Genomic DNA, 23,062 nt, shown 5'->3' on the forward strand with positions numbered 1-23,062 from the left:
AAATATCTACACAGAAAATCTTTTGTAATGTTGATAACCAACCAACATCTAATTGTGTTGTCAATTACAGTCCATTGATGTAAAAGTTGTTGCAAAATTAATATTGAAAGATAGAAGCTCATTCTATCTTTAGTAGATTTAAATAAAAATAAAAAGGGGTACCCAAGTGAATTTTTATTCATTGGTTACCCCTTAAGCTTTATTTAAAACACTTTCGTAGTCCAATCCTCACAATTCCAAATATCAGTCGCAATTTCACGATAGAAATCTGGTTCGTGGGATACCATCAAGATACTTCCGCGGTATGCCTTTAAAGCACGCTTCAATTCTTCTTTTGCGTCCACATCCAAGTGATTGGTAGGTTCGTCTAGAATTAATAAATTCGTTTCTGTGTTAATAATTTTACACAATCGAACTTTGGCTTTTTCGCCACCGGAAAGGACTTCGACTTTACTTTCAATATGTTTCGTCGTTAATCCACATTTTGCAAGAGCAGCACGGACTTCAGCCTGATTCATACTTGGGAACTCGCTCCAAATCTCTTCAATACAAGTGTTGTAGTTGGATTGTTTAACTTCCTGCTCGAAGTAGCCGATGTGTTGATACTCACCACGTTCCACTTTACCCGAAATTGGATCAATCAACCCAAGAATACTTTTTAAAAGAGTAGACTTACCAATACCGTTTGCACCCACGAATGCAATTTTTTGCCCGCGTTCCATTTTCAAATTCAAAGGGCGAGAAAGTGGTTCATTGTAACCAATAACAAGATCTTCAGCCGTGAAAATATATCGACTAGTCGCACGAGCTTCCTTGAAGTTAAACTCTGGTTTTGGCTTCTCTTTCCCCAATTCGATAATTTCCATTTTATCGAGCTTCTTCTGACGAGACATCGCCATATTACGAGTCGCAACACTTGCCTTGTTACGAGCAACGAAATCCTTCAAATTAGCAATTTCTTGTTGTTGACGCTTGTAAGCAGACTCTAACTGTTGCTTCTTCATTTCATATATATTTAAGAAATTATCATAGTCACCAACATAGCGATTCAACTCTTGGTTTTCCATGTGATAGATCAAGTTAACAACATTGTTTAAGAATGGAATATCATGTGAAATCAAGATAAATGCATTCTCATATTCCTGTAAATAGCGCTTCAACCATTCGATATGCTGTTCATCCAAATAGTTCGTAGGCTCGTCAAGTAATAGGATTTCAGGCTTTTCTAGCAAAAGCTTAGCCAGCAAAACTTTCGTACGTTGCCCACCGCTAAGATCATCTACATCTCGATCGAGTCCAACATCGTCTAATCCTAGACCACGAGCAACTTCCTCAACTTTTGAATTAATTTGATAGAAATCATTACTATCTAAAGTTTCTTGTAGCTCTCCAACTTCTGCAAGTAATGCATCGATATCAGCACCTTCATCACCCATTTTTGCATAAAGTTCGTTGATCTCTGATTCAGCATCAAATAGATATTGAAAAGCAGTACTCAAAGCGTCACGCATCGTTGTACCTTTTTGAAGTACAGCATGCTGATCTAAATAACCAACACGAACTTTTCGTGACCACTCAACTTTCCCCTCGTCGGGTTTCAACTTTCCAGTAACAATATTCATGAAAGTAGACTTACCCTCACCATTTGCCCCAACTAGTCCAACGTGCTCTCCTTTTAAAAGTCGAAAAGATACATCATTAAAAATCGCACGATCACCGAAACCGTGACTTAAATTTTTTACGTTTAATACGCTCATTTTTTTTACTCCTTATCTAATATCACATGTGGATATCTTACTAGATTTTGGCTGTTTTTTCTATCTTGAAGTTATTTTTGTGAAAATATGATTCTATTTTTGGGGCAAAATTGAAGTCCGCCCCTTCTTAATAAAATGAAGTTATGGAATTATATTACTTGGGGGTATAACAATTGGGTAAAAGTCTATTATACAACCGAAACGGAAGGCAAGATAGGAGTTATTTTCTATATGGGAATAACTGTACTAAAAATGAAGGGATTTCCTCCTTTGTAAAAAAATATAAAATAATTTATCCGATTTTGCAACTTTTTATACAGTTGTTTCGTGGATAGGTTGAAGGGGGGAAAGTGGTGGATTTAGATGAGGTGTTTGAAGCATATGTAGATGATCTTTATCGATACTTATTTTCCCTTTCAAAAAATCACCATACAGCAGAGGATTTAGTCCAAGAGACGTTTTACCGGGCGTACCTTCAACTGTCGGAAGATGACATTAACCATATTAGACCTTGGCTGTTTAAAGTGGCTTATCATGCCTTTATCGATTTTATTAGAAAACATAAACGGCTGGTCATCACCGATGAGGTACATAATCGAATAAGCATGAAAACACCGGAAATTGATCTTTTAGAAAAGGAAGGATTTGCAGCACTCATGAACGATATTCATTCATTAAAGGAAACCGAAATGCATGCATTGGTTCTTTGTGACCTGCATCAGTTGAGTTTAAAAGAAGCGGCTGAAATTCTTCAATTAAATTTGAATACGCTGAAGAGCCATTTATCAAGGGGAAGAAAAATGGTGGTTGAAAGGGTCAAGGAAAGGAGAAGGCAGAATGGATAAAAATCAAACTCAAAACGATGAGGAATTTTATCAATCTATTTTAAATGAATCGGTGCAGGACTATGAAAAAAGCCATAAAGTACCGGAAGAGAAACAAAAACGGCTGATTAAAGCGGGCAGAAATCATGCCCTGCAGACAAACATTATGATAAGCCTGGCCATCTTACTATTATTTGTGCCGGTCCTCACCTTAAGCAGCTATTTGTATTACGCGATTGGTGGAAGGGCGAACCATCTAATTGATATCGCCACTAAAACCATTTATGTAACGGAACCGAACATGAGTTTAGAAGAGATGGAGTTAGAAGAGGATATCGGATTGTTTACGATGAATATTTATTTTGATGTGTTTAAGCGAATTGGGAAAGAGGATTATAAAGCGGGGGAATACTCGGTTCGGTTTGCGCTGAATAATCCCAATTTCCCCAAGCGTGATATGAAGCTTGAGAGGCCGCTACCAATTTCGGGGAGCATGGAGACAAACATGCTTTTTCATCCGGACGGGCCATCTGGCAAAAACGTCTATTCGGACTGGGATATTCTCGATCACCTTCCCGATGGAACGGTGGGGGAGATTTATCTTTCGTTGAATCAATTAATGAAGCCGGAGGAGCTTAAAAAACAGCTCGGGAATAATGTCGAGGTAAGATGGGTTGCCGTTGACACAGGGCTTGAGGATAAGAACTTATATGAAGCGGGACATTCTGTTGCGCCAATCGGCTATCCGTTGCAGGTCGATACCACTACATGGTCACCATTTAATGGCAGGGAGAAGTCAAATGAGGAGGTATTTTTAGACATTTTAAAGTTCCTGGCTAAGGATGAAAAAAATGCCGAGAAAATATCGCGGGCAAGGTCTTTATCATTAAAAGAAAGAATACCGTACATCGAGAAAAATGGGATTCATATCTATGGAGGAGTTGTCACCGGACCAACTCCAGAATTAAGAAAACTGAAAGATAATCATCTGATCAGAGTAATGAAAGTCGGGGAAGTGAAATTATGGAACTGGAAATGAACAATAAGAACAAAGGAAAACAAAGAAAACTGCAGACCATATCGGGATTCCTATCCTTCTTAATTGCTCTTCTCGCATTGGCGGGGGTCAATATTGCATTATTAATGGATATTGATGATTTTCCGAAAATGTTTCTTGTCAATCTGCCGATTGTTGGGTTTTTCCTAGGGCTGTTTGGTTTGATTACATCCAAAAGATCGAGATTATATGCTCTTTGGGGGATAGGGATTAGTTCGTTTATTTTAGTTTTTACATTTTTAATGATTGGGCTTTCTTGGGTGGGGATTAATCCAAAGCCTTGATATGTTCATGTGTACTTAATTTTATCGAAAAAAAGCTTTACCATCAGCTGACAAAGGAAGAAATGGCCAACAACTTAACCATTCTAATTAAAATCTTGGTAAATAGTTTATAAAATTTTTTTGAAAGAAAAGGTTGACTTGGAATGAAAGCGGATGCTAATATATGTGTACAAATTAATTAATTTTTAGGATTGTTACTGATCAAGCAGGCAAAACCTAAATTGTAGTACTATTACTCTAAGGGGTGTAGTGTACAATTTAGGTTTTTTTTATTTCCAAAATTGAAGTGCTGTTGCAGGAACTGGCCAGATGCTGCAACTGACTTCGGAAGTTTTACAAGTTTATATTTATAACACAGGATTGTTACTGGTAATGCAGGCAAAACCTGAGGAACACGAGTGGGATCATTGGGTCATTTCCATCTCTAGTTTCTCAGGTTATTTTTTTACAAAAAATCAGGAGGTATAACCATGGACTACAAAAAAACAGCCATAAGCATCATTGAATTAGTCGGTGGAGAAGGTAATGTTCAAAACGTTATTCACTGTATGACAAGACTACGTTTCAATTTACAGAATCAAAGTAAGGTAGATCGTAAAAGTTTAGAAAAAGTTCCTGGTATCATGGGCACCAATATAAGCGGTGACCAATTCCAGATTATTATCGGAAATGATGTTCCAAAAGTATATAATGCTATTCTTGAAAACAGCGCGATAAAAATGGATAGCAAGGGTCAGAAATCCTCTGCAAAAGGAAAAAATCCGATCAATGCCATCTTTGATGTAATTTCTGGGGCATTCACACCACTTCTTCCTGCAATTGCCGGTGCCGGTATGATCAAAGGGATCTTAGCCATTGCGATGGCTTTTGGGTGGATGACAAACACTAGTCAAGCATATACCATCTTAAACGCTATTGGTGACGGTGCATTTTACTTCTTGCCAATTATATTAGCAGTAAGTGCGGCCAAAAAGTTTGGCAGTAACGTTTATGTAGCGGCAACTATTGCTGCGGCGCTGTTGCATCCAACCATAACAGCTTTATTAGGTGCAGGTAAACCAGTACATTTCCTTGGACTTCCTGTAACTGCAGTCACTTATTCTTCAACCGTTATTCCAATTTTACTAGCGATTTGGATTGCCTCATATGTTGAAAGATGGGTTGACCGAGTAATTCCTAGTATGTTTAAGCTTATTTTAGTTCCAACTATCACTTTACTTATCATTGTACCAGTTACATTAATCGCAGTTGGTCCGCTTGGTGCCATTCTTGGAAACTGGCTTTCTCTAGCAATTGGGGCATTATTTAAATATGGATGGATCTTTGCGGGGTTAATCTTAGGTGGTACATTCTCATTAATTATCATGACAGGTATGCACTATGCATTTACTCCAATTGTAATGAACAACCTTGCAACTAAAGGATATGACTTTATCTTGCCTTCAATGTTTGCCGCAAACATGGGACAAGCAGGAGCAACATTTGCCGTATCTTTACGCTCAAAAAATAAATCATTTAAATCATTAGCAATGACAACTAGTTTAACTGCACTTATGGGTATTACAGAACCAGCTATGTATGGTGTTAACATGCGCCTTAAGAAACCATTTATCGGTGGATTAATTGGTGGTGCTGTTGGTGGAGCATACTACAGTGCAGTAGGTGTAAAATATTTCATTTTAGGTGGTAACGTTGGTTTACCAGGTATTGCTTCTTTTATCGGATCGACATTTGTATTAGCTATTATTGGATTACCAATTGCTTTCGCAGCAGGCGCCATCGCTACTTTTATTATGGGCTTTGAAGATGTAGAAGGTGAAGAAGAGCAAGAGACTACAACAGTAGAGGAAACTAACACTGCTGACACAAAGTCTGAATTAGTAGTAGCAGCAGAAAAAGTATTTAGCCCGTTAAAAGGTGAAGTAAAAGCATTAACCGAGGTTAATGACCCAACGTTTTCAACTGGAATTATGGGTAAAGGTTTAGCGATCCAGCCGCAGGAAGGAAAAGTAGTTTCTCCTGTAACAGGCAGAGTAACAACTATTTTTAAAACGAAGCATGCGATCGGCATTACAAGTGATAATGGAGCAGAAATCCTAATCCATGTTGGTTTAGATACGGTAAGATTACAAGGAAAACATTTCACAGCACATGTGAAAGACGGCGACTTTATTGAAGTGGGCCAAACTCTTGTAACCTTTGATATGGAAGCTATTAAAGCAGAAGGATATGACTTAATTACTCCAGTCATTATTACAAATCCTGACCGTTATCATGTAATTGAACCAATTAAACAAGGAAACATCAATACACGTGAGGCATTCCTAGCATTGCAATAATATGAAGGTGGGGGAATCTAATTTCCCCTGACTTTCGATATATTACTAACGATAACCATTGGATTTATAAAAAAATTAGAGGTGAATGAAATTGAATCGTAAATTTCCAGAAGGCTTTTTATGGGGCGGAGCAACCGCTGCTAATCAATTAGAAGGAGCATCACAAGAAGGCGGTAAAGGTTTAAACCTTGCCGATGTACTCCCTGGTGGAAAAGTTCGTTTAGAACTCCTTATGAAACCTGGCTTCAATTATGAGATTGACGAAAGTAAGTATCACTATCCAAATCACGAAGCAATTGATTTTTACCATCGCTATAAAGAAGATATCGCTCTTTTTGCGGAAATGGGTTTTAAAGTATTCCGTTTGTCTATTGCTTGGTCACGTATTTTCCCAAGAGGGGACGAAGAGACTCCTAATGAGGAAGGTTTAGCTTTTTACGACCGAGTATTTGATGAGTTACACAAACATGGTATTGAACCAGTAGTAACCATTTCTCACTATGAAACACCGCTGCACCTTATTAAAGAATATGGTGCTTGGAAAAATCGAAAGCTCATTGGGTTCTTTGAGCGTTATGCAAGAACTGTTTTTAATCGTTATAAAGAAAAAGTGAAGTATTGGATGACTTTTAACGAGATCAATGGAGCGACACATTTCCCGCTTTTCGGCTTAGGTTTTTCTGCATCAAGCGAAGAAGCTCGTTTACAAGAAAGTTTCCAAGGACTGCATCATCAATTTGTGGCTAGTGCCCTAGCAGTAAAAATTGGACACGAAATCATTCCTGGTTCACAAATTGGATGCATGCTTGTATATGCTCCTGTGTATGCTTTCGATAGCAACCCTGATAATGTCATGCATGCTTTAAAAGAAGAACAAATTTTTAACTACTATTGTGGAGATGTTCAAGTTCGTGGGGAATATCCTGCATTCGCCAAACGTTACTTTAAGGAAAATGGTATTGAATTAGACATTCAAGATGGCGATTTAGAGATTATTAAAGAAGGTACGGTTGATTATATCGGATTTAGTTATTATATGTCCCGCACCGAAAAGAAAGAAAAAACAAATGAAGAAAGCTCATCTGGTAACATTATCGGTGGTGTGAAAAATCCTTTCCTTAAAGCAAGTGACTGGGGCTGGGAGATTGACCCTGAAGGTCTTCGAATCTCATTAAACAAACTTTATGACCGCTATCAAGTTCCTTTATTCATTGTAGAAAATGGTCTAGGGGCAAAGGATACAGTAGAAGCAGATGGCTCAATCAACGATGATTATCGCATTGATTATTTAAGAGACCATATTAAAGCGATGGGTGAAGCGATCGAAGATGGTGTTAACCTAATTGGATACACTCCTTGGGGCTGTATCGACCTAGTGAGTGCCTCTACTGGTGAAATGTCTAAGCGTTACGGATTTATTTATGTTGATAGACATGACGACGGCAGCGGAACATTAGAACGCAGCAAGAAAAAGTCTTTCTACTGGTATAAAGATGTTATTGCTACAAACGGCGAACAACTTTAATCCTAATTCATGCCGGTAAAACCATAATGGTTTCCGGCTTTTCTTTTTTAGAAAACTTAAATGGAGGTAAAGGAAAATGAAACATATCAAACTTAAACCATTCCCAAAGGACTTTTTCTGGGGAGGTTCCACATCAGCATATCAAATCGAAGGGGCTTGGAACGAAGATGGGAAAGGTCCATCTGTTATCGATATGGCAAAATATCCTGAAGGTACCTCCGATTTTAAAGTAGCCAGCGACCACTATCATCATTATAAAGAAGACATTGCCTTATTAGCCGAAATGGGATATAAAGCGTATCGCTTTTCGATTGCTTGGACAAGACTTTATCCAAATGGTTCTGGAGAACTGAATCCAAAGGGAATTGAGTTTTACAATAATTTAATCAATGAAATTGTTGCACATGGTATCGAGCCAATTGTTACAATGTATCATTTTGACTTGCCATATGCCCTGCAGCAAAAAGGCGGCTGGTCAAACCGGGAAACGATTGATGCCTTTGAAATCTATGCTCAAACTCTATTTGAAAACTTCGGAGACCGTGTAAACTATTGGTTAACTATTAATGAACAAAATATGATGATCCTGCATGGTGATGCAATTGGAACCGTTGACCCTAACTTAGAAAATCCTAAAAGGGAATTGTATCAGCAAAACCACCACATGCTCGTAGCCCAAGCAAAGGCAATGAATTTATGTCATCAAATGCTGCCAAATGCAAAAATTGGTCCGGCACCAAACATTGTATCCATCTATCCAGCTAGCTCAAAGCCTGAGGATATTATGGCTGCCAATAATTATTCAGCCATTCGCAATTGGCTTTACTTAGATATGGCTGTATTCGGCCGCTATAATACAACTGCTTGGAACTATTTTGAAGAAAAAGGCTATGTGCCTACGATTCTTGATGGCGATATGGAAGTTTTAGCAAGCGCGAATCCTGACTTTATTGCTTTTAACTACTATACTTCCCAAACTGTAGCGGCAAGTGAAGAGGACGGTTCAGATGCCGGTCATACTGGTGACCAGCATATTACCATTGGCGAATCAGGTGTTTATCAAGGAGCAACCAATCCAAACCTGAAAAAGAATGAGTTTGGCTGGGAGATTGATCCAGTTGGATTTAGAAACACATTAAGAGAAATTTATGACCGTTATAACCTTCCGTTAATTATAACTGAGAATGGTTTAGGAGCATTCGATAAGCTAGAAGAGGGCGATGTGGTTAATGACCCATATCGTATCGACTTCTTACGAAAGCATATCGAGCAAATGCAGCTGGCAATCACTGATGGAGTTGAAGTATTCGGCTTTTGCCCATGGTCAGCGATTGATTTAATCAGTACCCATCAAGGATGCAGCAAGCGCTATGGCTTTATCTTTGTGAACCGTGATGAGTTTGATTTGAAAGACTTACGCCGTATTCGCAAGCAAAGTTTTTATTGGTATAAAGAGCTGATTGCAACGAACGGAGAGAAATTAAATTAATCTAAAAAGAGTTTGCCTGAGAGGGGGCAAGCTCTTTTTTATTATCATCCCAAGTTATCGACAGCAAAAGTCCATTCCCATCATTGCATTAATTTATTGGACCAGTACTCACTGGCAATCTTTATAAGGTCTTTTGCAGGATTACTTAAATAGGTGCCTTTTTTATAAGATGCACATACTTCCCAAACAGGTTTTTGTTTGATAAAGAAATAAGAAACGTTAGGGTTATATTGAGCATACGCCATTGGAATGATGGAACAGCATATTCCTTCCGCAACCATATGATATAAGTTATGGCCGCTCCTTGTTTCTAACAAGATATTTGGATTAAAATCCTCGTCGGCAGTGAGATTTTCATAAATTTCTCGAAGAGTTGATCCTGTTTGCATAAGGGCAAACGTATCGTTTTTAAAACAGTCTAAGCTTATTTCAGGAAGTTTATCACCGAATTTTCCTCCTAAATGCGCAAGGGGATGTGCTTTGGGTACTGCTAAAAGAATATCTTCTAAACAGATATAGATATATTCATCATTTGTTTTTTGCGAATTTTGCAATGTTAAAAATCCAATATCAAGATTCCCCATTGATATTTCATGTTGTTGTTGTTTAACCGGTAGTTCAATGGGTTCCACTTTTACATTTGGATACTTTTTGTAAAAACTAGGATAGATAGATGCAAACATCTCGGGGCCACGTTCGGGAGTTAAACCAATACTAAGCTTTCCTTTTTTTATATCAATTAAATCATTAATTTGGTTGTAGGTGTCTTTTTTGATACGTACCATTTTTTTGGCATTCTCAATATAAATTTCTCCTGCTTGTGTCGGATGCCAATTGGTTCTTGAACGAACAAAAAGTTGGGTTCCCAGATCTTTTTCTAATTTTAAGAGCTGCTGATTTAATGCTGATTGAGTGATAAAAAGTTTTTCGGCAGCTTTTGTAATATTGTTTTCCTCAGCGATTTTAATCATATATTCCAACTGTTTTAAATCCATTTGAAATTCTCCTCATTACTCTTAGTTTTTCTAATAGAATTCTAAAAATAATCACTTTTACTTTATATACAATCTAAGAGTACAATGGTTTTGAGAATTGAACAAGAGTTTAGGAGGTAACGCAGTGGAAAATCGTATTATTAAAATTAATGATAATGATAACGTTGCCATTACTGTAAATGCCATTCCAGCAGGGACCATTGTCATCGATGATATTCTAGCCAACCAAGATATTCCTCAAGGGCATAAAATTGCCTTATGCAATATTGGAGAAGGGGAACCAATCATCCGATATGGCGTCACTTTAGGATATGCCTTACATTTTATAAATAAGGGCGACTGGATCAACGAACATATGCTGCAACTTCCAATTCCTCCATCATTAGATGAGATGGAGTTTGCAACCAATTTGGTAACAGATTTACCTAAACCGCCAGCAAGAACGTTTATGGGTTATCCAAACAAAAACGGAGGACATGCAGGAACAAGAAATATATTGGGAATAGTCACAACTGTTCAATGCGTAACAGGTATTTTAAATAATGCAGTAAAGAGAATTAAACAAGATCTTCTTCCAAAATATCCAAATGTAGATGATGTTGTAGCGATAAATCATGCCTATGGATGCGGTGTCGCCATCAATGCCCCTGAAGCAATAATCCCGATTCGAATGCTGCAAAACATGGTCAAACATCCGAATTTCGGTGGGGAGACGATGATTATCTCTCTGGGATGTGAAAAACTAACATTAGAAATGTTAGTGGATGCGGAGTATAACACTTTAGACAATGTGGTCACGTTTCAAAACGAAAAGGGCCATGATGCGATCATGGCAGAGATTATGAATATGGCAGAAAACAAATTAAAAAGATTGAATGAAAGAGTTCGTGTTGAGCTGCCTCTTTCTCAATTATGTATTGGTTTACAATGTGGTGGAAGTGATGCTTTCTCAGGTGTAACAGCGAATCCCTCTGCAGGATATGCTGCTGATATGCTAGTCAATGCTGGTGCAACTGTCATGTTTTCTGAAGTAACTGAGGTCCGTGATGGTGTCCATATCATTGCAGAGCGTTGTGTGAACGAAGGAGTTGGGAAAAAATTAGCTGACGAAATGGCATGGTATGATCAATACCTGAATAATGGTCAAGTCGACCGCTCAGCTAATCCAACACCGGGAAATAAAAAAGGTGGTTTATCGAATATTGTTGAAAAAGCAATGGGTTCGATTGCTAAATCTGGTTCATCTCCTATTGTAGAAGTTCTTTCACCAGGAGAAAGACCAACGAAAAAAGGGATGATTTTTGCAGCAACTCCAGCTAGTGACTTTGTTTGTGGCTCGTGCCAGTTATCTAGTGGCATCACACTTCAAGTTTTTATGACAGGACGAGGAACTCCTTATGGATTAGAAGCAGCACCAGTCATTAAAGTATGTTCAAGAAATGATATGAAAAATATGTGGCAAGATTTGATTGATGTAAATGCAGGGCCAATTGCAACAGGCGAAGCAACCATTCAAGAAATTGGAACTCTATTATTCAACGAAATTATCGATGTTGCCAGCGGACGAAAACAGAGTTTAGCAGAAAAATATGAAATCTATAATGATTTTACTCTATTTAATCCAGCACCAATAACCTGATTTATAGTTGGAATAGTAGAAAAGGGAATACTTGCTCCCTATTCAATATACGAGTTTAGAATGCTCACTTCGAAGAAAGGTAACATACCCTATATAATGGATGTTGCTTTTTTTATGCATTTTGGCAAGAACACCTTACCATTGACAAAAGTGATATCTAATTTTAAGATAAATAGCACACGATGTATCCTATAGGATGTATCGTGTGCTATTTTTTTATAAGGTGGTTAGTGAATGGTGGAAAAAGCCGATTTTATTCGTGAATCTATTGATTTTTTGCAAAGTTTTATTATGAAAAGTCTGCAGAAACATTCCGAAGAACGGGGTGTCACAATTCCCCAAGCAAGGGTAATTGGAGAAGTGTTTGCCCATAAAAAAATCAGTATTAAACATCTATCTCAGAACCTTAAGATGACTCAAAGTACGGTTTCAGATATCGTGGAACGACTTACTTCTAAAGGTTTTCTAGTGAAAACTCCTAACCCGAAAGATAAACGTTCAGTGGAGATCTCACTTTCAAATGAATTATCAAAAGGAATAAATGAGGACATATCTGAAATCGCCAATAAATCATTAGCAGATGTATTAAGTCTCTTAAACCCAGATGAACAGGAAATGGTTGAAAAGGGCATGAGATTATTGGTTTCTGCTGTGAAGGAAAAAATGGAGGCAGAAGGAATGGATAATCATGAATTCTTTGATGTTTTGTACTTTCCTGAAAAAACAAAATAGAATGATGGAGGATTCAAGGTGAGAAAGATTATTAAAGGCCGCTGGGCAATTTTTTCAATTTGGCTGATTGCGACAATCGTGCTAACAGTCATTCAACCAGACATCAATGCCATACTGCGTCAAAAAGGACAGCAAGGAACAAGTAGTGACAGCCCTTCAGTAATGGCAGATACTATCTTAAAAAAGATGGATACAACAGAAGGGATCAACAACCTTATCGTTTTTTACGATAAAAATAAAATATCAGATGATGAAATGAAAAAAATTGGTGAGGCTGTAAAATCCATTAGCGATAGTAGCAAAGAGCTTGGAATTGCAGACATCATGGATCCTTTCAGTATCCCCGAAGCAAAAAGCTCACTAGTATCAAAAGATGGTACTACACTGATGGTGAGTTTTAAGCTTGATAAAAAAGGACGAGAAGTAGATGATATCGAAAAACAGTTTGAAAGCAAACTGGATAAAGTACCTGTTGAATATTATCTTAGCGGTGAAGACTTTATCAATAATGATTATCTGAAAGCTTCTCAAGCAGGTGTCGAAAAAAGTGCGGCATTAACAGTTATCTTTATTTTGGTCGTCCTTATCCTAGCATTCAGATCAGTTGTTACACCTTTGATCTCCTTAGTGGCTGTAGCTTTTTCCTATCTTTGTTCCATGGGAATTGCAGCTCAATTAATTGATAAAGCAGGATTTCCAATAACCAGTCTTACCCAAATGCTTCTGGTCCTTATCCTATTTGGGATTGGTACGGATTATAACATCCTTCTTTTTAATCGATTTAAGGAAGAACTATCCCATGGCCACACTATAGATGAATCAATCGTAAACACATATAAAACAGCAGGTAAAACTATTGCGTACAGCATACTCACAGTATTTATTGCGTTCCTTGCACTCATTTTTGCAGAATCTCCAATCTATCGATCTGGAGTAGTGGTTGTCATCGGGGTAACCATATTATTGCTTGAAATATTGACCTTAACACCGTTTATTATGAAGGTGCTAGGTAAAAAGCTTTTCTGGCCATCCAAGAGTGTAAATGGTCATAAGGAAAACAAGTTCTGGGGAACAACCTCTTCCTTTGCTGTAAAGCATCCGATTATATCCACGGTTGTCATACTCTTAATATTAGGACCAATGATATTTTTACATCAGGAAAAGCTTAACTTCGATACCATAGGGGAACTTGGAAATAAGTATCCTTCATCAAAAGCTATTAATTTGGTTGCGGAACATTTTGGCAAAGGTCAGGCCATGCCTGCAACTGTAGTCATTGATACTGGCAAAGCACTTGATAATAATGAATCTCTTTCAGTCATTGATAATATAACGGAAAGATTGAAGAGCATTAAGGGAGTGAAGCAGGTTTCTTCCATAACACAGCCTCAGGGTAAGCCCATTGACGATTTTTACGTTGACAGTCAAATGGGGTCTGTTACGGATGGCTTATCCCAAACTCAAGATGGTGTCGACCAAATCCATGATGGATTGAAACAAGCACAAGATGGATTCGGATCAGCTGACTTTTCTAAAGTGGGTCAGATGGTGGATGGAACGGCAAAGCTTGAAGAGGGAATGGATGCCTTAACTAATGGATTAAAGCAAATTCAAGCGGGGATAGATGATGGTTCAAGGAACTCGAAAACGATCACGAACGGAATCGCTGCCATTGAAACGAATCTCTCCAAGATGAGCAGTGGTGTCGCTCTTCTCGCTGAAAATTATGGGAAGATGCAGGCTGGATATAAAGAGATGGGGACCCACTATCAAGATGCAGCTCAGGCTCTTCTTGGGATGAAAAGTGCGCTGTCACAAATGGAATCCATGGTAACTGCGTTAGGAAGCAGTTATACTGAGTCTCAAAGTGATGCTAATTATCTAGCATTGAAGCAAACAATTAATCAATTATCATCTTCATTAGGTCAAATCACACCTGAAGGAATACAAACATTAAATGCTAATTATAATGCCGTTACGGCTGGTTTTGGAAAAGCCAATAAAAATCTAACGGCCATAAGCAGCGGTTTATCGCAAATGGCAGATGGACTGAAAAAACTTGAATCTGGACTTGATCAAGCATCTTCAGGGATTGGTACAATCGTAAAGAATATGAACAGTGTCACTGATGGATTGGACCAGATGAAAACAGGGCAGCAGCAGTTGGCAGACGGTCTCAATGGATTCAGTGTTTTTGGAGAAAAACTGTCAGATGTCAACACCGGCTTAGAGCAAATTTCGGATGGCCTGGGACAAACGAATGGGTACTTAACACAGCTTAGTACGAATAAAACTTTCTTTATTCCAAAAGAAGCTTTGACAAACAAGGACTTTAAAAAATCATTTGATACGTTCCTGTCCAAAGATAGAAAAATTACTAAGTTTATGGTTGTTTTAAATGATGATCCATATTCTGAGAAGGCTTTAAAGACTGTTGAACAAATTAATAAAACGGTTACTGATGGATTAAAAGACACCGTTCTTTCAGATGCAAAGAGTGGAACATCTGGACCAAGTGCAACCACAAACGATATGAATAATGTCTTGACTAGAGATTTGAATAAAACAACAGCGATTGTCATTATCGGAGTATTGCTTGTACTATTCTTTGTTATTAGATCTTTCTGGACTCCGGTTTTTATTACGGCATCGCTAGTTGGGGCATACTATGCAGCTATGTTCATCATAAATTATATTTTCATAGATTTGCAGGGACTTGAAGGTATTTCATCCTTTGTGCCATTCTTCTCCTTTATTATTATTGTAGCTCTGGGAGTAGACTATAGTATATTCTTAATGATGCGATTTAAGGAATACCCTGATATGGCGGCCAAAGAGGCTATCGTGCTGGCTTCCAGACAAATAGGTGGTGTCATTATAGCAGCAGTTATCATTCTTGGCGGTACCTTTGCTACACTAATGCCAGCTGGGATCGTGCTTTTATCTGAACTGGCTATAGCTGTTATTTCAGGACTGGTCATCCTTTGTTTTATATTGCTTCCTATTTTTGTGCCGGCATTGATGGCTCTTCCAGATGCTCTTGCAAATTTATTTTCTAGAAAGAAGGAATCTGGCTTAAGTTCAGAAAATGAAGTAGTGTTATAATCACAAACTAAGAATAAAGTTTTTTTAATTTATTGAATATTTTTCCATGCCTGTCCTATAATAGAGAGGTTATATAAGACCTTTAGGAGGTAATTATGGGGAGATTAGTTCATTTCGAAATTCATGTGGATGATATGGAACGGGCCAAGAAGTTTTATGGAGAGGTATTCGGATGGTCATTCCAAGATTGGAGTGATTATGCAGGAATGCCTTACTTTGGAGCAGTGACTGGCAATGAAGATGAACCTGGAATCAATGGTGCGTTGATGCAGCGTCAAAGTGCTCCGCCAGTACCAAACCAACCTCTAAATGGATTTGCATGCACAATGGGAGTGGAAAACTACGATTCCACGGAAGCTAAAATTATTGAAAACGGCGGTAAAGTCGCATTGCCTAAATATGCTCTTCCTGGAATGGCGTGGCAAGGATACTATATTGATACTGAAGGAAATATATTCGGAATTCATCAACCAGATGCAAATGCAAAATAGATTGGTGATAGGTGAATAAAATGATGAAATCACTAGATACGTCTGGCACGCTTGAAACTGTTCGCAAAATCTGTCTTGCTCTGCCAGAAGCTGTTGAACACATCGACGGATTTGGTCACAATACTTTTAAAATTAATGGAAAATCCTTCGTGATTTCAGGCGAAAATGAAAAAGGTTTCGGGTTGTCGTTCAAGTCAGATCGAGAAACTCAAGAATTATTGCTACAGAAAGAGCATTACTACAAAACCCCATATATCGGACAACACGGCTGGGTATCCATTCAGAATCCGGCTGAGGAAAATTGGGACGAATTGACCGATCTAATTCAAGAAGCCTATTTACGTGCGGCACCGAAGCGTCTGGTTAAGCAATGGCATGAATTGAATAATAAGTGAAGAAAGGCGGATTCATCTGCCTTTCTTTATTTATGTTCTTATATTATCGATTTTTTCTTAAAGATTTTTACTTCATAAAATCGCCCATTGAAGAGATTTTGCATTAAAAAAAAGAAAAATGTCCCATACTTGAAGGGTAATTTTACACAAAATAAATAAATAATTAGCTTCTTCTTGGAATTGAGGCTTCTCATGGACAAAACACTCGATCTGGCATACACTAATTCAAGGTTAGAGTAGGAATTTTATTGCTACTCTTATTTTTTTGTTGTTGATTTTACCTATTGTCATAATGCAGGTGATTAAATGATACATAATTATTTAGGTCAGACCATGAGTTTTGAGATAGTTTATAAAAAACGTGAATCGTTGGGCATTACTATAGATGTTTATGGCAATGTTGAAGTCCAGGCCCCTAGAGGAACAACTGATGAACGTGTATTTCAATTAATAGAGGAAAAATGGGATTGGATTCAGCAAAAATCCAAGGAAATGAAGGATAGACTTCTTGGGCAAAAAGTGAAGTTCTATGATCATGGTGAAATCTTCCTTTATTTAGGGGAAGAATATCCTATTAAGGTATCTCAAGATATAAATAACATACAAGACTATGTAGTGTTTGAAGGGGATATGTTAAAAATATATGTTAAACAACTAGAGGATGCTAAAATAAAACAAGCTTTAAAACGATTTTATTATCAAGAGTGTAAAAAGTTAGTAGAGCGGAGTATTCGTTCTTATCAAAAACATTTTAAAACCAAACCACGGTCTATCCGTATCTCAGATAATAACAGCAATTGGGGGACCTGTGATTCCAGGCAGCAGTTAACCTTTAATTGGAAGTTGGCGATGGCACCACAGCAAGTGATTGACTATGTAGTTGTTCACGAAATGTGCCATATGGTCCATCTTAATCATGATCGTTCCTTTTGGCGCCTTGTTGGGAAAATACTACCCGATTATGAGGAGCGAGAGAACTGGCTGGCATTATCAAGTTGGAAAATGACTGTTTGAATATGAACATCAAACTTTAAAGGAGGATTTTAGATGGATAATAATGATATACTGATTCGATTGAGATATGCATTGGAGTTAAAAAATAAAGAAATGGCAGAAGTATTTAAACTTGGCGGCGTGGAAGTAACCGTTCCTGAGGTAATAAAAATTCTCACAAAGTCAGACGATGAGGCTGAATATGACGATCAAATAAAATGTAATAACAGTATGTTTGATTCATTTTTAAACGGTCTTATTATTTATAAAAGAGGCAAACAAGAGCCCAAACCAGGACAACCGGATACACAGGAACCGTCAATAAAGAAAAGCGCAAACGTAAATAATCTCCTTCTGAAAAAAGTAAAAATAGCGCTGGCATTAACGACTGACGATCTTCTCGAAATATTCGAAAATGCAGGAATAACAGTTACAAAAGGTGAACTCGGGGCTTTATTAAGAAAAGAAGGACATAAAAATTATAAAGAGTGCGGGGATAAATTCGCCCGGAATTTCTTAAAAGGATTGGCATTAAAATATAGGGAATCTTAAATTACATACTAGAAACATGAAAGGGGAATACGATGGCAACAGAAAAAACTGAAATTGGCTGGAACTTTGATAACAGTTATTCCCGGCTGCCTGACATATTTTTTACCAGGACTGAACCAACACCAGTACGGTCACCCGAGTTAATTGTTCTTAATCATTCACTCGCAAACTCATTAGGCTTGAACGAGCAGGCACTCGAAAGCGAAGCTGGCGTTGCCATCTTTGCGGGCAACCAGATACAAGACGGAGCAATGCCGCTTGCCCAAGCATATGCAGGACATCAATTTGGGCATTTCACGAAATTAGGAGATGGCCGTGCTATTTTGCTTGGAGAACAAATCACCCCAAAAGGGGAACGACTTGATATTCAACTCAAGGGTCCAGGAAGGACACCATACTCGCGTGGAGGTGATGGTCGAGCGGGGCTCGGACCGATGCTGCGCGAATACATTATCAGCGAAGCCATGCATGCGCTTGGGATACCAACCACCCGTAGTCTAGCAGTTGTGACAACAGGAGAGCCAGTATTCCGCGAAAGGACCTTGCCTGGTGCCATATTGACACGTGTAGCCTCCAGTCATCTACGCGTCGGTACTTTTCAATTTGCTGCGAAATGGGGAACGGTCGAAGAACTTCGGGCTCTTGCTGACTATGCACTGAATCGCCACTATCCATATGTTGAAACGGATGAGAATCGATATCTTACCTTGCTCCAGGAAGTGATTAAACGACAGGCAGCGTTAGTTGCTAAATGGCAACTAGTAGGGTTTATCCATGGGGTAATGAATACCGACAATATGACGATTAGTGGTGAAACCATCGATTATGGGCCTTGTGCCTTCATGGATACGTATGATCCAGCAACAGTATTTAGTTCCATTGATACTCAAGGCCGCTATGCTTATGGTAATCAGCCGTATATTGCTGGTTGGAATCTCGCCCGATTTGCAGAGACCCTTCTGCCGCTTATTCATGATAATCAGGAAGAGGCTGTCAAACTGGCACAGGATGAGATTTCAAAATATATGGATTTGTATCAAAGCAATTGGCTTTCTGGGATGAGAGCAAAACTGGGGATATTTAACGAAGAAAAGCAGGATGAATCCCTTGTCAATGATCTCCTCGGTATTATGGAGAAGCATCAGGCAGATTATACTAACACTTTCCGCGCCTTAACAATTGAAAAAGCGGATGAAACGCTCTTGGTGGAGAGACCAGAATTTAAAGAGTGGTTTCAGCAGTGGCAGGCACGACTTGGCAGACAGCAGGAATCAATTGCTGATTCTCTTCAGTTAATGCGTAGCAGCAATCCTGCAGTAATACCACGTAATCATCGGGTGGAGGCTGCACTCGATGCTGCCGTGGATCAAGAAGACTACAGTGTACTGGAGCGGCTGCTAGATGTCCTTTCAAGCCCATACTCTCACTCCTCTGAACAAGCTGAATTCTGTAAACTTCCGGAAAAATCAAACCAGCCCTACCGAACCTATTGTGGTACTTAATCAATCGTGTAATTTACTTGAAGTCCAAGATAATGCTATCCTTTATATGGATAGCATTATTTTTTTAATGAAGACGGGGGTGGTTTCGTGTTTATATTAACTGAAAAGGCAAAAACTGAATTACATGATAGATTAACGTTAGCCGGCTCAAAACAATTGATTCGGCTGCAAATGCGGAAAAGTTGTTTTATGAAAGTAAAAGTGACGTTGGAAGAAACAATCCAGTCTAACGATACAGAAATTACTAAGGATGAGCTCCATTTTATCATTGACAATGCTGAGTGGCATTATTTCAATCATAAAACCTTAGATTTTATCCCGGATACAACTGGTTTTAAACAATTTGAAATTTTGTAAAAGAAGCCTGATTTCTATTAGAAATCAGGCTTCTTTTTTGAATATTGTCAAAGGTAAATGAAACCATTTAACTAAATCATCTAAAAGATTGACAGAATAATGAACGAGAGTTACTATTAAATTGTCCTTAAGAAATGCGAACGGCATTCGATAATGTCGAATAAGAGGAGGATGGTTGTGTCCGAACGCTTAATTCAGTCTGTTGAAAGAGCTGCTGATATCCTTGAATTATTTTTGGTAACTAAACCAGAACTAAGTATCAAAGAGATTAGTGAGCATTTAAATTTATCAAAAAGTACAGTTCACGGAATCATCAAGACCTTAGAACATAGAGGGTATCTTCAACAAAATCCTGAAGATTTAAAGTATAAGCCGGGGATCAAACTTTTTGAGCTTGGTAATTTTGTCGGGAAAAATCTTGATATTGCGAAAGTTGCAAAGCCATTTATCAGAGAGTTAGTCGATGAACTAAATGAAACCGTTCACTTGGTTTCCTTACAACGAGATGAAATTATTTACATTGAAAAGGTAGAAGGACAAAGTGCCCTTACTATTTATTCGCATATTGGAAAAAGAGCTCCCTTTCATAGTACTGGGGTAGGGAAGTCAATCCTTGCTCATTTGAATGAAAATGAGGTAAATAGAATCTTATCATCCATCACTTTGGAATCGTTTACGAAACACACGATGACAAATATTGAGGAAATTAAAGAACAGTTACATGATATTCGTGAGCAAGGTTACGCGGTTGACGATGAGGAAATTGAGTTAGGACTGAAATGTATTGCTGCTCCAATTTTTAATCATCAAGGAAATGTAATCGCTTCTATTAGCTGTGCTGCACCTAAAATGAGACTTGATGAAAATAAGCTGCCACAAGTAATAGCTGGAATTACACGGGCTGCAGCTGAGATTTCAAGTTGTTTAGGTTATCAGGGTAAAAGCATCTTATAGAAAAACTAGATAGAAACAATCAAAACAATTTTTTTAGGAGGAGAATTAATTTGTCAAAAGTAAAAGTTGCCGTTCTTGGCTCAGGAAACATTGGTACAGATTTAATGATTAAACTTGGACGCTCGGAATTATTAGAGTTAACAGCAGTAATTGGAATTGACCCGCAATCAGACGGGTTACGCCGTGCAAAAGAATTAGGTTATGCAGGTGTTGATACAGGAATTGATGGATTCCTTGCAGACCCAACCCTAGAAGCTGACATCGTATTTGATGCAACTTCAGCGAAAGCGCATCTCTACAATGCAAAGGTATTAAAAGAAGCCGGTATAAAAGTCATCGATATGACTCCTGCCGCTGTTGGCCCATATGTATGTGCTGCTGTTAATATTGATGAACATTTAGATAAAGACAATATCAATTTGATTACTTGTGGCGGTCAGGCGACCATTCCAATGGTTCACGCAGTTAACCGTGTAGCTCCTGTAGAATACGCAGAAATTGTTGCGACAATTGCTAGCTTGAGTGCTGGCCCTGGAACACGTGCCAATATCGATGAATTTACAGAAACAACTTCTCGTGCGATTGCAGAAGTTGGTGGTGCCAAAAAAGGGAAGGCGATCATGATTTTAAACCCTGCAGAACCGCCAATTATGATGCGTGATACTGTTTACACCCTTGTAGAAGAAGGAAAAATGGATGAAGAGGCAATTAGAAAATCTATTGCTGAAATGGAAAAAGTAGTTCAAGCATATGTTCCAGGTTACCGCCTTCGTACGGAACCTATTTTTGAAGGAAATAAGGTAACGATCTTCCTAGAAGTTGAAGGTGCTGGTGATTACTTGCCTGTATATGCAGGAAATCTAGATATCATGACTTCAGCCGGTGTAAAAATTGCTGAAGCATTTGCTAAAAAACTATTAACGAAAGAAACAGTTTGAACTGTAGAAAGGGGTAAATAATAATGACAAATGAAAGAGATATTCTTATCACAGAGGTAGCCTTACGCGATGGAAGCCATGCCATCAATCATCAATATACAGTTGATCAAGTACTTAAAATTGCAAAAGCATTAAATGATGCTAACGTCCCTTATATCGAAGTATCTCATGGAGATGGTTTGGCAGGATCTTCGTTACAATATGGACTATCACGCACAAACGAAATGGAATTAATTGAAGCAGCAGTATCTGTTGCAGATAAATCCAAAATTGCTGTTCTTCTTTTACCAGGGATCGGTACCCTGCATGAATTAAAAGAAGCAGCAAATTTAGGAGCTAAAATGGCACGGATTGCAACACATGTTACGGAAGCCGATGTAGCACCACAGCATATTGCCTATGCAAAAGAACTTGGAATGGAAACAGTTGGATTTCTAATGATGAATCATATGGCACCGGTTGCTAAATTAGTAGAACAAGCAAAACTAATGGAAAGCTATGGAGCTGACACTGTTTATGTAGTTGACTCTGCAGGTTACTTACTTCCTGACCAAGTCCGCGAACGGATTCGTGCTCTTAAACAATCGATTGGTGTTAATGTTGGTTTCCATGGTCATAACAATCTATCTCTTGCGATGGCTAACACACTTGCAGCCATTGAAGAGGGCGCTACCCGTATTGATGGCAGTGTTCGCTGCTTAGGAGCAGGAGCTGGTAATACACAAACAGAAGTGCTAGTTGCAGTTTGTGAACGGATGGGAATCAAAACTGGTGTAGATTTATATAAAATGATGGACTTGGCTGAGGATATTGTGGCTCCAATTTTACAAGTACCACAAGAAATCACAAAAGACAGTTTAACACTAGGATATGCAGGTGTGTACTCAAGCTTTGCGCTTCACGCAAAACGTGCTGCTGCAAAATTTGGTGTTGATTCACGTGATATTTTAATTGAATTAGGTAATCGTAAAGTAGTTGGCGGTCAAGAGGATATGATTGTTGAAGTGGCTGCTGAAATTGCTAAAAATAAGCAAAAAACAGTTTTAGCCTAAAAATCACTATAAAGAGATTAATAGAATAGAGTTTTTGGAGGAGGGACAGCATGTCCCCTTTCATCAACTTTCGTATATCGTA

At 38.3% G+C, this 23,062-nt stretch carries 21 protein-coding genes; 19 read left to right on the forward strand and 2 right to left on the reverse strand.

The annotated features are described in order from the left end of the window. Positions 1-203 precede the first annotated feature (203 nt). Positions 204-1,757, reverse strand: coding sequence for an ABC-F family ATP-binding cassette domain-containing protein (locus FS608_RS16475; protein ID WP_144552907.1), 1,554 nt, complete (start codon positions 1,755-1,757; stop codon positions 204-206). 353 nt (positions 1,758-2,110) lie between these two features. On the opposite strand from FS608_RS16475, the gene FS608_RS16480 reads away from it, so the two are divergent. The 7 genes from FS608_RS16480 (at position 2,111) to FS608_RS16505 (ending at position 9,275) form a co-directional block, all read left to right on the forward strand. After that, on the forward strand, positions 2,111-2,602 hold the full coding sequence (locus FS608_RS16480; protein WP_144552910.1) for a sigma-70 family RNA polymerase sigma factor: 492 nt from the start codon (positions 2,111-2,113) through the stop codon (positions 2,600-2,602). Beyond that, complete coding sequence (locus tag FS608_RS16485) at positions 2,595-3,620, forward strand: anti-sigma factor (protein WP_144552912.1); 1,026 nt, start codon at positions 2,595-2,597, stop codon at positions 3,618-3,620. Before FS608_RS16480 ends, FS608_RS16485 begins: the two co-directional genes overlap by 8 nt. Further along, positions 3,605-3,922, forward strand: coding sequence for a hypothetical protein (locus FS608_RS16490; protein ID WP_144552914.1), 318 nt, complete (start codon positions 3,605-3,607; stop codon positions 3,920-3,922). Before FS608_RS16485 ends, FS608_RS16490 begins: the two co-directional genes overlap by 16 nt. 309 nt (positions 3,923-4,231) lie before the next feature. Next, the gene (locus tag FS608_RS30835) at positions 4,232-4,390 is read left to right on the forward strand and encodes a hypothetical protein (RefSeq protein WP_222127368.1); all 159 of its coding nucleotides are present in this window, start codon (positions 4,232-4,234) and stop codon (positions 4,388-4,390) included. A 2-nt stretch (positions 4,391-4,392) separates the two neighbouring features. Next, positions 4,393-6,261, forward strand: a complete 1,869-nt coding sequence (locus FS608_RS16495) for a beta-glucoside-specific PTS transporter subunit IIABC (protein ID WP_144552917.1) — start codon at positions 4,393-4,395, stop codon at positions 6,259-6,261. An 85-nt stretch (positions 6,262-6,346) separates the two neighbouring features. Continuing rightward, positions 6,347-7,786 (forward strand): glycoside hydrolase family 1 protein, encoded by a 1,440-nt coding sequence (locus FS608_RS16500; RefSeq protein WP_144552919.1) that lies wholly within the window; start codon positions 6,347-6,349, stop codon positions 7,784-7,786. Positions 7,787-7,862: 76 nt separating this feature from the next. After that, positions 7,863-9,275 carry a glycoside hydrolase family 1 protein gene (locus FS608_RS16505; RefSeq protein WP_144552922.1) on the forward strand — a complete coding sequence of 471 codons (1,413 nt, stop codon included), beginning with the start codon at positions 7,863-7,865 and terminating at the stop codon, positions 9,273-9,275. An 80-nt stretch (positions 9,276-9,355) separates the two neighbouring features. Here FS608_RS16505 and FS608_RS16510 read toward each other — a convergent pair whose 3' ends face one another. Continuing rightward, a complete protein-coding gene (locus tag FS608_RS16510) occupies positions 9,356-10,270 on the reverse strand; it encodes a LysR family transcriptional regulator (protein ID WP_144552924.1) in 915 nt (304 codons plus the stop codon). A 124-nt stretch (positions 10,271-10,394) separates the two neighbouring features. Between FS608_RS16510 and garD the strand changes: the two genes are divergently transcribed. From garD to dmpG, 12 genes are all read left to right on the forward strand, one after another. After that, positions 10,395-11,909, forward strand: a complete 1,515-nt coding sequence (gene garD / locus FS608_RS16515; protein ID WP_144552927.1) for a galactarate dehydratase — start codon at positions 10,395-10,397, stop codon at positions 11,907-11,909. A 234-nt stretch (positions 11,910-12,143) separates the two neighbouring features. Next, positions 12,144-12,641 carry a MarR family winged helix-turn-helix transcriptional regulator gene (locus FS608_RS16520; RefSeq protein WP_186328770.1) on the forward strand — a complete coding sequence of 166 codons (498 nt, stop codon included), beginning with the start codon at positions 12,144-12,146 and terminating at the stop codon, positions 12,639-12,641. Positions 12,642-12,659: 18 nt separating this feature from the next. Next, positions 12,660-15,746 (forward strand): MMPL family transporter, encoded by a 3,087-nt coding sequence (locus FS608_RS16525; RefSeq protein WP_144552930.1) that lies wholly within the window; start codon positions 12,660-12,662, stop codon positions 15,744-15,746. Positions 15,747-15,841: 95 nt separating this feature from the next. Then, complete coding sequence (locus FS608_RS16530; protein ID WP_098576278.1) at positions 15,842-16,237, forward strand: VOC family protein; 396 nt, start codon at positions 15,842-15,844, stop codon at positions 16,235-16,237. Positions 16,238-16,260: 23 nt separating this feature from the next. Further along, on the forward strand, positions 16,261-16,632 hold the full coding sequence (locus FS608_RS16535) for an MmcQ/YjbR family DNA-binding protein (protein WP_186328775.1): 372 nt from the start codon (positions 16,261-16,263) through the stop codon (positions 16,630-16,632). Between the two features lie 306 nt (positions 16,633-16,938). Beyond that, the gene (locus tag FS608_RS16540; protein WP_144552932.1) at positions 16,939-17,646 is read left to right on the forward strand and encodes a M48 family metallopeptidase; all 708 of its coding nucleotides are present in this window, start codon (positions 16,939-16,941) and stop codon (positions 17,644-17,646) included. 33 nt (positions 17,647-17,679) lie between these two features. Then, positions 17,680-18,177: a YehS family protein gene (locus FS608_RS16545; RefSeq protein ID WP_144552934.1), complete on the forward strand. Its 498-nt coding sequence runs from the start codon at positions 17,680-17,682 to the stop codon at positions 18,175-18,177. 32 nt (positions 18,178-18,209) lie between these two features. Beyond that, positions 18,210-19,679: a protein adenylyltransferase SelO gene (locus FS608_RS16550; protein ID WP_144552936.1), complete on the forward strand. Its 1,470-nt coding sequence runs from the start codon at positions 18,210-18,212 to the stop codon at positions 19,677-19,679. A gap of 87 nt (positions 19,680-19,766) precedes the next feature. Continuing rightward, positions 19,767-20,036: an iron-sulfur cluster biosynthesis gene (locus FS608_RS16555; protein ID WP_144552938.1), complete on the forward strand. Its 270-nt coding sequence runs from the start codon at positions 19,767-19,769 to the stop codon at positions 20,034-20,036. A gap of 177 nt (positions 20,037-20,213) precedes the next feature. Then, entirely contained in the window at positions 20,214-20,990 is a 777-nt protein-coding gene (locus FS608_RS16560; protein ID WP_144552940.1) for an IclR family transcriptional regulator, read from the forward strand. Between the two features lie 50 nt (positions 20,991-21,040). Further along, complete coding sequence (locus tag FS608_RS16565; RefSeq protein ID WP_144552943.1) at positions 21,041-21,928, forward strand: acetaldehyde dehydrogenase (acetylating); 888 nt, start codon at positions 21,041-21,043, stop codon at positions 21,926-21,928. Between the two features lie 23 nt (positions 21,929-21,951). Next, positions 21,952-22,980 (forward strand): 4-hydroxy-2-oxovalerate aldolase, encoded by a 1,029-nt coding sequence (gene dmpG, locus FS608_RS16570; RefSeq protein ID WP_144552946.1) that lies wholly within the window; start codon positions 21,952-21,954, stop codon positions 22,978-22,980. Positions 22,981-23,062 lie beyond the last annotated feature (82 nt).

This window comes from Bacillus sp. X1(2014) (assembly GCF_007678255.1).

What these genes read in the sequence shown, in the direction of transcription:
- FS608_RS16475 (WP_144552907.1), bottom strand. Translation starts at nt 1,757, where the DNA reads ATGAGCGTATTAAACGTAAAAAATTTAAGTCACGGTTTCGGTGATCGT.
- FS608_RS16485 (WP_144552912.1), top strand. Translation starts at nt 2,595, where the DNA reads ATGGATAAAAATCAAACTCAAAACGATGAGGAATTTTATCAATCTATT.
- FS608_RS16490 (WP_144552914.1), top strand. Translation starts at nt 3,605, where the DNA reads ATGGAACTGGAAATGAACAATAAGAACAAAGGAAAACAAAGAAAACTG.
- FS608_RS30835 (WP_222127368.1), top strand. Translation starts at nt 4,232, where the DNA reads ATGCTGCAACTGACTTCGGAAGTTTTACAAGTTTATATTTATAACACA.
- FS608_RS16495 (WP_144552917.1), top strand. Translation starts at nt 4,393, where the DNA reads ATGGACTACAAAAAAACAGCCATAAGCATCATTGAATTAGTCGGTGGA.
- FS608_RS16500 (WP_144552919.1), top strand. Translation starts at nt 6,347, where the DNA reads ATGAAATTGAATCGTAAATTTCCAGAAGGCTTTTTATGGGGCGGAGCA.
- FS608_RS16505 (WP_144552922.1), top strand. Translation starts at nt 7,863, where the DNA reads ATGAAACATATCAAACTTAAACCATTCCCAAAGGACTTTTTCTGGGGA.
- FS608_RS16510 (WP_144552924.1), bottom strand. Translation starts at nt 10,270, where the DNA reads ATGGATTTAAAACAGTTGGAATATATGATTAAAATCGCTGAGGAAAAC.
- FS608_RS16520 (WP_186328770.1), top strand. Translation starts at nt 12,144, where the DNA reads ATGGTGGAAAAAGCCGATTTTATTCGTGAATCTATTGATTTTTTGCAA.
- FS608_RS16530 (WP_098576278.1), top strand. Translation starts at nt 15,842, where the DNA reads ATGGGGAGATTAGTTCATTTCGAAATTCATGTGGATGATATGGAACGG.
- FS608_RS16535 (WP_186328775.1), top strand. Translation starts at nt 16,261, where the DNA reads ATGAAATCACTAGATACGTCTGGCACGCTTGAAACTGTTCGCAAAATC.
- FS608_RS16540 (WP_144552932.1), top strand. Translation starts at nt 16,939, where the DNA reads ATGATACATAATTATTTAGGTCAGACCATGAGTTTTGAGATAGTTTAT.
- FS608_RS16545 (WP_144552934.1), top strand. Translation starts at nt 17,680, where the DNA reads ATGGATAATAATGATATACTGATTCGATTGAGATATGCATTGGAGTTA.
- FS608_RS16550 (WP_144552936.1), top strand. Translation starts at nt 18,210, where the DNA reads ATGGCAACAGAAAAAACTGAAATTGGCTGGAACTTTGATAACAGTTAT.
- dmpG (WP_144552946.1), top strand. Translation starts at nt 21,952, where the DNA reads ATGACAAATGAAAGAGATATTCTTATCACAGAGGTAGCCTTACGCGAT.